Source organism: Lysobacter enzymogenes, assembly GCF_017168095.1.
GTDB lineage: Bacteria > Pseudomonadota > Gammaproteobacteria > Xanthomonadales > Xanthomonadaceae > Lysobacter > Lysobacter enzymogenes_D.
This window is the reverse complement of the sequence record NZ_LXSD01000064.1, coordinates 1-2,427: the sequence shown is the minus strand read 5'-3', so window position 1 is coordinate 2,427 and position 2,427 is coordinate 1. Positions and strand designations below refer to the sequence as shown.

3 protein-coding genes are annotated in these 2,427 nt (G+C 71.9%); 1 reads left to right on the top strand and 2 read right to left on the bottom strand.

Translation table 11 applies throughout. The annotated features are described in order from the left end of the window. Positions 1-403 precede the first annotated feature (403 nt). Together A7A76_RS01915 and A7A76_RS01910 are read right to left on the bottom strand one after the other, a co-directional pair. Complete coding sequence (locus tag A7A76_RS01915; protein WP_074869372.1) at positions 404-769, bottom strand: tRNA-binding protein; 366 nt, start codon at positions 767-769, stop codon at positions 404-406. Next, positions 766-2,070: an NAD(P)/FAD-dependent oxidoreductase gene (locus A7A76_RS01910; protein ID WP_206409613.1), complete on the bottom strand. Its 1,305-nt coding sequence runs from the start codon at positions 2,068-2,070 to the stop codon at positions 766-768. Before A7A76_RS01910 ends, A7A76_RS01915 begins: the two co-directional genes overlap by 4 nt. Positions 2,071-2,196: 126 nt before the next feature. Here A7A76_RS01910 and A7A76_RS01905 point away from each other — a divergent pair. Further along, a partial coding sequence (locus A7A76_RS01905) for a hypothetical protein (RefSeq protein ID WP_206409612.1) occupies positions 2,197-2,427 on the top strand: 231 nt, incomplete at its 3' end.

Sequence of the window (2,427 nt, the reverse complement as noted above, 5' to 3'; positions counted from 1 at the left end):
CATCGTCGCGGCGGGTTTGGCGGCCGGGGTCGGCTGCGCCGCGGGCGCGGGTTGCGGCGCGGCGAACGCGCCCAGGCTCAGGGACAGCAGAACGGAAGCGAGCGAAACGGCGAGCGTGCGGCGCATGGCGAGTCTCCCTGAAAGACGACCCGAATGTGGATCGCAGGGGGATGCTAGCGCTGTCGTGTGCGAGGGGATGTGTTGGGCGGATTAAATTTACTTAATGAAGCTGCGCGGTGGGGGCGTGGTTTGTGCGGTTTCGCGGTCGCGGCTCGCGCCGCTCCTACAGTCGGCATCGTGGCTGCGACCGCGCCCTGTAGGAGCGGCGCAAGCCGCGACCGCGAAACCCCGCCTGCGCCGCAACTATCGACGCCTGGCACGCCCCGCAACCGCCCCGCCCGCCTCAGGCCAGCCGCGTCCCGTTCGGCACCGGCCGCTCCACCGCCGTCACCACCACGCCCTCCTCGGTCGGAAAGCCGGTCAGCAGGAACTCCGACACGAACGGCCCGATCTGCTTGGGCGGGAAATTGATCACCCCGACGATCTGCCGCCCGACCAGTTCCTCGGCCGAATACAGATGGCGGATCTGCGCGCTGGTCTTGCGCACCCCGTAAGGGCCGAAGTCGACCCACAGCTTCCACGCCGGCTTGCGCGCCTGCGGAAATTCCTCGACCTGGGTCACGGTCCCGGCGCAGATCACCACTTTCTCGAAATCGCCCCAGGTGATCGGCTCGTGCGCCGGGGCGGCGCCGTGTTCGTTCTCGCTCATCGATCGCGTCTCTCGCTGTTGTCCTTGAACCAATCCTTGAACTGCGCCCAGGCGTAGCTGAGCTGCGCGGCCGCCAGCCCGGCGGGCTTGAACGCCGAGCCCAGGCCGTAGCCCGACAATTCGCGCCAGCGCTCGTCGCCGTGCGCGATCGCGGCGGCCAGCAGCTCGCCGGCGAACGTGGTCGGCGCCACGCCGTGGCCGCCGAAGGCCTGCGCCAGCCACAGGCCGTCGCCGAGGCGGCCGAGCGGGCCGATCTGCGGCATCTGGTGGCGCGCGTAACTCATCAGGCCCGACCACGCATAGTCGATGCGCACGCCCGACAGTTGCGGAAACACCCGCAGCAGGTCGCGATACAGCAGCGCCTGCACCTGCCGCGGCGAGCGGTCGCGCACCGAGATGCGCCCGCCCCACAGCAGCCGGCCGTCGCGCAGCGGCCGATAGTAGTCGAAGGCGAAACGGCTGTCGTAGATCGCCGCGCGGGTCTGCAGCGCAGTGTCGAGCAGTTCGCCGAGCGGCTGGGTCACCATCACGTAGGTCGCGATCGGCATCACCGCCGCGTCGACCTCGCGCCGCAATCCGGCCAGATACCCGCCGCAGGCCAGCACCACCTGCTCGGCGCGCACCTCGCCGCGCTCGCTGCGCACCCGCCAGCCCTCGCCGTCGCGCTCCAGCGCCAGCGCCGGCGAGCCCTCGTGCACGCGCACGCCCAGCGCCTGCGCCTGCGCGGCGATGCCCTGGGCGTATTTGAGCGGATGGAAGTGGAAGGCCTGCGGTTCGAACAACGCATCGTGATAGCGCTGGCTGCGCACGCGTTCGCGCAGGCGCTCGCGCGGCCACCACTGCCACTCCACGCCGAAGTGTTCGGCGAGCAGGCGCTGGCGCGCGCGCAGCACCTCCGGGTCGGCGAACCAGTTGGCCCAGATGACGCCGGTCTCGGTCGCTTCGCAATCGATGCCGTAGCGGCGGATGCGCGCACGGATCAGCTCGACCGCGTCGAGCGTGCCGCGGTACAGGTCGCGCGCGCGCGCCGGCCCGAGTTCGCGCAGCAAGGCGTCCTCGCCGCGCGAGAAGCCGCCGAACACGAAGCCGCCGTTGCGCCCGGACGCGCCGTAGCCGACCCGCTGCGCCTCCAGCAGCACCACCTCGCCGACGCCGCGCTCGGCCAGCCCCAGCGCGGTGTTGAGGCCGGCGAAGCCGCCGCCGATCACGCACACCCGCGCCCGCGTCGGTTCCTCCAGCGCCGGCCATTGGCGGTCGGACTCGAGGCTGGCGCGGTAGTAGTGGTCGGCGAGTGAGGGCATGGGCGGGCGGCGCAGGGGGCGGCAGATGCGGCGGATGCGGCGCGCGCGGCGTCCGGCGCGCCGCCGGCCTGCCGGCGGAGGAGTGGGGCTCGTACAAAGGCGATCGTAATAAATACGATAGCGACGATGGAAATCCACCGCGCCGACCCAGCCTATCGCAGACGCAGCCTGTGGCTGCTGCTGGCCATCGCCGCCGGCTGCGCGCTGGCGCTGTGGCAGTTGCACGGCTGGCTGCAGACCCTGCAGGCGCACATCGCCGGCGCCGACCCGATCGAGGCGCGGCGCTGGCTGCGGCGCGCCCTCATCGGCCTGGCGCTGGCGCCGGTGGTGCCGCTGTGGCTGTGGGGCCGCGGCCTG

Excerpts from the sequence above, each read along its gene's own strand:
- A7A76_RS01915 (WP_074869372.1), bottom strand. The coding sequence starts at position 769 with ATGAGCGAGAACGAACACGGCGCCGCCCCGGCGCACGAGCCGATCACC.
- A7A76_RS01910 (WP_206409613.1), bottom strand. The coding sequence starts at position 2,070 with ATGCCCTCACTCGCCGACCACTACTACCGCGCCAGCCTCGAGTCCGAC.